7 protein-coding genes, 1 tRNA gene and 1 pseudogene are annotated in these 5,647 nt (G+C 63.1%); 5 read left to right on the top strand and 4 right to left on the bottom strand.

Going from position 1 to position 5,647, the window contains the following annotated elements:
• Positions 1-356: integrase core domain-containing protein (locus tag VA602_RS14575; protein ID WP_323453563.1), on the top strand; the 356-nt coding region annotated here is incomplete at its 5' end.
• A gap of 37 nt (positions 357-393) precedes the next feature.
• On the opposite strand, the pseudogene VA602_RS14570 reads toward VA602_RS14575, so the two are convergent.
• The 3 genes and pseudogenes from VA602_RS14570 to VA602_RS14560 form a co-directional block, all read right to left on the bottom strand.
• Positions 394-1,092 (bottom strand): annotated as a pseudogene (locus tag VA602_RS14570) (tyrosine-type recombinase/integrase); the annotation flags it as partial.
• Between the two features lie 164 nt (positions 1,093-1,256).
• Positions 1,257-1,332 (bottom strand) — tRNA-Thr (locus VA602_RS14565).
• Between the two features lie 52 nt (positions 1,333-1,384).
• Complete coding sequence (locus VA602_RS14560; protein WP_323453562.1) at positions 1,385-1,813, bottom strand: pilin; 429 nt, start codon at positions 1,811-1,813, stop codon at positions 1,385-1,387.
• 213 nt (positions 1,814-2,026) lie between these two features.
• Here VA602_RS14560 and VA602_RS14555 point away from each other — a divergent pair, with 213 nt between their 5' ends.
• The 4 genes from VA602_RS14555 to yacG are packed head-to-tail and all read left to right on the top strand — an operon-like array spanning position 2,027 to position 4,923.
• Positions 2,027-3,235, top strand: a complete 1,209-nt coding sequence (locus tag VA602_RS14555; RefSeq protein ID WP_323453561.1) for a type II secretion system F family protein — start codon at positions 2,027-2,029, stop codon at positions 3,233-3,235.
• A gap of 1 nt (position 3,236) precedes the next feature.
• On the top strand, positions 3,237-4,103 hold the full coding sequence (locus VA602_RS14550; protein WP_323453560.1) for a prepilin peptidase: 867 nt from the start codon (positions 3,237-3,239) through the stop codon (positions 4,101-4,103).
• A complete protein-coding gene (coaE, locus tag VA602_RS14545) occupies positions 4,103-4,726 on the top strand; it encodes a dephospho-CoA kinase (protein ID WP_054895241.1) in 624 nt (207 codons plus the stop codon). The genes VA602_RS14550 and coaE overlap by 1 nt, the downstream gene beginning before the upstream one ends.
• Positions 4,723-4,923 carry a DNA gyrase inhibitor YacG gene (gene yacG / locus VA602_RS14540; RefSeq protein ID WP_054895240.1) on the top strand — a complete coding sequence of 67 codons (201 nt, stop codon included), beginning with the start codon at positions 4,723-4,725 and terminating at the stop codon, positions 4,921-4,923. The genes coaE and yacG overlap by 4 nt, the downstream gene beginning before the upstream one ends.
• Before the next feature lie 82 nt (positions 4,924-5,005).
• On the opposite strand, the gene VA602_RS14535 is transcribed toward yacG, so the two are convergent.
• A partial coding sequence (locus VA602_RS14535) for an energy-coupling factor ABC transporter permease (protein ID WP_323453559.1) occupies positions 5,006-5,647 on the bottom strand: 642 nt, incomplete at its 5' end.

The following is a 5,647-nucleotide window of genomic DNA, read 5'->3' as shown; positions in this document are numbered from 1 at the left end:
TGGCCTGTAACGCGCTGCACATGGCAGCCGAGTCCCGTGGCAAACCGACAGGCGTGATGTTTCATTCCGACCAGGGATGTCAGTACACCAGCCACAAATTTAGGGCTGCACTTGAAGAGTACAGCCTGAACCAGAGCATGAGTCATCGCGGACAGTGTTGGGACAATGCCGCCATGGAGCGTTTCTTCGGGGCCCTGAAATCAGAGTGGATCCCTGCTGAGGGCTATAAAACCGAAGAGCAAGCTCGGGCGGATATCCAGGCTTACTTGGTGCGCTACAACCTGAAGCGCCTCCACAGCTACAACGGTTATGAAACCCCGGTAGCCATGGAGAAAAAGCTGAAGGAAGCGGCATAAAACCTAAACCGGTGTCCAAAATTAGTTGACCAGTTCAAGTCAGCTCGCGACCGGTGTAGTTGTCGATTCGGTCCAACAATTCAGGAAGGCGGTTCAGCGAGAGTGCTGGACGGTGCACAGTATGCGGCGCTTGAATCGAGCCGGCCAGATCGAGCGCTGGGTTTTGAGTGATCTGCCGCGCCCGCTTCGCACCCCGCATGATCGTGGATAGGTAGTTCTGCACACGCAGCGCAACATCCATGGTGCCGCGATCCTTGATTCGCTGGGTAACCTCAAGCAGATCGTGGGTGTCGAGTTCGGCGATGGGCCGCTGGCCGATCAGTGGAAACACATGGGTGCGCAACCTGCTCAGCACCGTCTTGGCGTGGCCCTCGGTCCAGCGCCGAGACATTTCGACGTGCCACTCCAGGGCAACGGTTTCAAAGAGAAGGCTCGCCCGCTGGGCTGCGATCTTGGCCTTCTGCTTTTCTTCCATCGGATCAAGATTGTCTAGCAACAGAGCCTTGGCCTCATCGCGCTTGTTCCTTGCGACGGCCAACGAGACGATGGGGTACTTTCCGATAATTAGCGTGCCTTCCTTGCCGCTGGGTTTGAAATACCGCAGCCGCCAAGTCTTCGAACCACTGGGTGCGACGTACAGGTACATGCCCCCGCCGTCGAACAATTTGTAGGCACGATCACGCGGTTTGGCCGTGCGGCATTTGAGGTCGCTGAGCGGAATAGCTAGGCGTGGCATAGGGGTACGTTCTCCATTGAGGAAATACGCTGTACCCCAAAAATACCCCCGGTTATTGGGGATTTTGTTGGTTCCCGACGGAGGGTCGTGGAAACGAAAAACCGGCCAGAAGGCCGGTTTAGAGGGCTTCCAAAGCATTCAGCGGAATGCAGTGGAGCTGGATGTGGTGCCGGAGACAGGAATCGAACCTGCGACCTTCGCGTTACGAGTGCGCTGCTCTACCGACTGAGCTACACCGGCGTGTCCGCAAAGCTACCACCGCCGCCATCCATACGCAAACCCCTGTTTCCCTTCACTTATTACCCTGCCCCGCCAAGCCTGCACAACCACTAGGCGCAAGATCCTCTTCGATGTCGGTGCTGCACGCCCACCCGGTCGCCGCGCGGATCAGTGTCAGACGCTTGCCCACGACGTTCGCAGGCGCATCCGCGAGGGTGCAGACGATGCTGCCGGTGCCTGCGGCGGCATTGCCGCTGGCGACGATGGCGCAGTGGTTGGTCGTGGGTTGTCCGCCTAGCGCGGCAACGTCGGCGACGTCCTTGCCTTCGTTCAGGCGCAGGTCCATCGGGGTCTTGAGCGCGGAAATTTCCAGCAGGCCGGCCGCGGCTTTGGTGCGGGCCTGGTGGTTGGTGTACATGGGGATCGCGATGGTCGCGAGGATGCCGATGATCGCGACGACGATCATCAGTTCGATGAGGGTGATACCGCGTTGCCCTTTCATAACAGGTTCCTTGTCGATTCGGTCAGGCCTCGAGCCGCTTGGCGGGCCGGGGTCGGCTGGGGCGCAGTAGAGCCCAATGGACACCTTTTGTCACCCCTGCGTGGCTGGACGTCGTGTCCGCTCAACTACTCTAGTGAGCGTCTGGAATTTCTGCCCTGGGATGGGCGCGGCAAGCTGTTACGGGGCTTGTCGGGTGTGGCAAGGAGCTGGCGAATGAAGGATTCGACTCGGTTGTATGCGTGGCGAGGCGTGGATGCGCAAGGGGCACGGGTCAGTGGGCAGATGCAGGGGCGCAGCCCGGCATTCGTGCAGGCGGGGTTGTTGCGCCAGGGGATCAAGGGCGCGCGGGTGTGGCCGGCGGGTGGGCGGGGTTGGAAGCTGCCGGTGCGGCGGGAGAAGGTGGATGCGCCGGGGTTTTCGCGTCAGTTGGCGACGCTGTTGAAAGCGGGGGTGCCGCTGTTGCAGGCGTTCGAGGTGATGGGGCGCAGTGGTGCAGACGCTGGGATGGTGCGGTTGCTGGGGCGCTTGCAGCAGGATGTTTCTGCAGGGTTGGGGCTGGCGGATGCGCTGCAGCGGCACCCGCGTTGGTTCGATGCGTTGTTCTGCAACCTGGTGCGAGTCGGGGAGCAGTCGGGGACGCTGGATCGGCAACTGGAGCAGTTGGCAGACCTGCTGGAACGGCGTCAGGCGCTGCGGCGCAGGGTGCGCAAGGCGATGCTGTATCCGCTGATTCTGCTGCTGACGGGGCTTGGGGTGTCGGCGTTGCTGTTGCTGGAGGTGGTGCCACGCTTCGAGGGGATGTTTGCGGGAGTGGGCAAGGAGTTGCCGGTCTTTACGCGGTGGGTTATCGAATTGTCTGACGCTCTGGGGCGGCATCTACTGGGTGTGCTGGGGATATTCGGTGTGGCGGGTCTGGCGGTGCGCAAGCTGTATCGGGAGCACTTGCCGGGGCGGTTGTGGATGATTCGCCAGGCGCTGCGGGTGCCGGTGTTCGGGCGCTTGTTGAGCCATGCGGCATTGGCGCGCTTCGCACGTAGCCTTGGGACGGCCTATGGTTCGGGGGTGGTGTTGCTCGATGCGTTGGAAACCGTGGCGGCGGCGAGCGGCGATGCCTTGCACGAGCGGGCGATCCGCCAGTTGCGCCAAGGCATGGCCAATGGCTTGGGGCTGCATCAGGCGATGGCGCTGGAGCCGTTGTTCGCGCCGCTGTTGGTGCAGTTGACGGCGATCGGTGAGTCGAGCGGCACGCTGGAAGCGATGCTGAACAAGGCGGCCTGTCATTACGAGGAACAGGTCGGGCAGGCGCTGGAGCAGTTGACCAGCCTGCTGGAGCCAGCCATCGTGCTGATCCTCGGTGTTCTGGTGGGTGGCCTGGTGGTGGCCATGTACTTGCCGATCTTCCAGTTGGGTAGCCTGATCTGACATGAATCTGTGGACTTTTCTTGCCGACCAGCCAGGGTTCTTCCTGGCGAGTGCAGCCGTGCTCGGGCTGCTGGTGGGCAGCTTTCTGAATGTGCTGGTGCATCGGTTGCCGGTGATGCTCGAACGCCAGTGGCAGAACGAGGCGCGTGAGGTGCTGGGGATGCCGGTGGAGGCGCATGAGCGTTTCGACCTGTGCCTGCCGGCCTCGCACTGCCCGGGCTGCGGGCATCGGATTCGGGCGTGGGAAAACATTCCGGTCGTGAGTTACCTGGCCCTGCGTGGGCGCTGCTCGGCGTGCAAGGGGCGGATCAGCCTGCGTTATCCGCTGGTGGAGCTGGCCTGCGCGGGGCTGTCGCTGGTGGTGGCGTGGCATTTCGGGGTGAGCGTGCAGGCGCTGTTGGCGCTGGTGCTGACGTGGTGCCTGCTGGCCCTGAGCCTGATCGATGCGGAGCATCAATTGCTGCCGGATGTGCTGGTGCTGCCGACGCTGTGGCTGGGGCTGGTGGTCAATGCCTTCGGGGTGTTCGTGCCGCTGGCCGATGCGCTGTGGGGGGCGGTGGTCGGTTACCTGAGCCTGTGGTCGGTGTATTGGCTGTTTCGGTTGGTCACCGGCAAGGAGGGCCTGGGCTATGGCGACTTCAAGCTGCTGGCGCTGCTGGGCGCATGGGGCGGCTGGCAGGTGCTGCCGCTGACGCTGTTGCTGTCGTCGGTGGTGGGGGCGGTGATCGGGCTGTGCCTGCTGCGGCTGCGCAAGGCTTCGCTGGGGACGACGATGCCTTTTGGGCCCTATCTGGCAATTGCGGGCTGGATCGCATGGCTCTGGGGTGATGAAATATACGCTTCCTACATGCAACTGCTCGGATACTGATGACCACTGCTGCATTTACCCCCTGGATTCTCGGACTGACCGGCGGCATCGGCAGCGGCAAGAGCGCCGCCGCCGAGCGCTTCGTCGAGCTTGGCGTGCACCTGGTGGATGCCGACCAGGCGGCGCGCTGGGTGGTCGAGCCGGGTCGGCCGGCGCTGGCAAGCATCGTCGAGCGCTTTGGCGCGGGCGTGCTGCTGGATGACGGCACCCTCGACCGCTCGGCCCTGCGCCAGCAGATCTTTGCCGACCCTGCGCAGCGGCGCTGGCTCGAGCAACTGCTGCACCCGCTGATCGGGCAGGAGATCTTCAGCTACCTGGCCAAGGCCGAGTCGCCCTATGCGGTGTATGTGTCGCCGCTGCTGATCGAGTCGGGGCAGTACCAGAAGACCCAGCGCATCCTGGTGATCGATGTGCCGCAAGCGCTGCAGATCGCGCGCACGCTGCAGCGTGACAACACCAGCGAGGAGCAGGTGCAGGCGATTCTCAAGGCGCAGTTGGCGCGGGAAGAGCGCCTGCGCCATGCCGACGATGTGGTGGTCAATGACCGCGACCTGCCGTGGCTGCATGAGCAGATCGACCAGTTGCATGCCTTTTACCTGACTTTGCGAGGAGGCCAGCCTTGAGCCAGCCAATGACCGTCGATTGCCCGACCTGTGGCGCACCTGTGGAATGGAGCGAGAAGAGCCCGAACCGGCCGTTCTGCTCTGATCGCTGCAAGCTGATCGACCTGGGGGCCTGGGCGGCCGAGGAACACAAGATTCCAGCGGCGCCGGAGTCGGAGGATGAGCTGTATTCGGGGGATCTTGAGCCTCGGCATTGATTTGATGAGGGGGTGGGGATGGCCCAGGCTTTTGCTGGTGCCATTCCCGCAGAGGGTTTCTACAGGCGTTTTTAGAGGCGATTCAGTCCTTCCCCTCGCCCTCTTCATCCTTCCACGGGGCCTGCAGGTAGCGGGTGCGGTTGAAGGTTTCCAGCCACTCGGGGCAGAACACCACCAGGGCGCTGATCACGGTGCCGTTGATGAAGGCCTCGGGGAACATCATCAGCCACAGGTAGCCGACGAAATCGCTGAGCCACTCGGGCATGGCGAACAGCCCGTCCAGCCATAGCACACCCAGCGCGGCCATCAGGCACAACAAGGTCGCCAGGGCGGCAGCGAAGAATCCCGAACAGAAGATATAGACGAACAGGTTACGCGGCTGGGCGCGTTCGACCAGGATCGCGCACACCTCGGTGACCAGCACCGGCAAGCCGATGATCAACAGGCCGTTCACGCCCAGCGCTGCCAGGTCCTGGCGGCCGAGGGCGAGCAGGCCGAGCTGGGCGAGAAAGCCGCCGAGTATGGCCAGCGGCCAATCCAGCAGGAGGGTCACGGCGGTCATGCCGATGAAGTGGTAGGACACGCCGGTGTCGAAATCGCGCCGCACCAGCCACAGCGCGAACAGGCCGAACACGGTGCCGAACAGCAGGTGCTGGCGGCGCGGGTCGCTGAACAGCTCGACCCAGCGGGTGCGGCTGGCCGCCCAGATCAACAGGGGAACGTA

It is taken from the genome of Pseudomonas machongensis (assembly GCF_034961125.1).
Lineage (GTDB): Bacteria > Pseudomonadota > Gammaproteobacteria > Pseudomonadales > Pseudomonadaceae > Aquipseudomonas > Aquipseudomonas machongensis.
Note: the sequence above shows the minus strand (reverse complement) of the source record. Positions and strands in the feature narration are given on the sequence as shown.

Excerpts from the sequence above, each read along its gene's own strand:
- VA602_RS14560 (WP_323453562.1), bottom strand. The coding sequence starts at position 1,813 with ATGAAAGGGCAACGCGGTATCACCCTCATCGAACTGATGATCGTCGTC.
- VA602_RS14555 (WP_323453561.1), top strand. The coding sequence starts at position 2,027 with ATGAAGGATTCGACTCGGTTGTATGCGTGGCGAGGCGTGGATGCGCAA.
- VA602_RS14550 (WP_323453560.1), top strand. The coding sequence starts at position 3,237 with ATGAATCTGTGGACTTTTCTTGCCGACCAGCCAGGGTTCTTCCTGGCG.
- coaE (WP_054895241.1), top strand. The coding sequence starts at position 4,103 with ATGACCACTGCTGCATTTACCCCCTGGATTCTCGGACTGACCGGCGGC.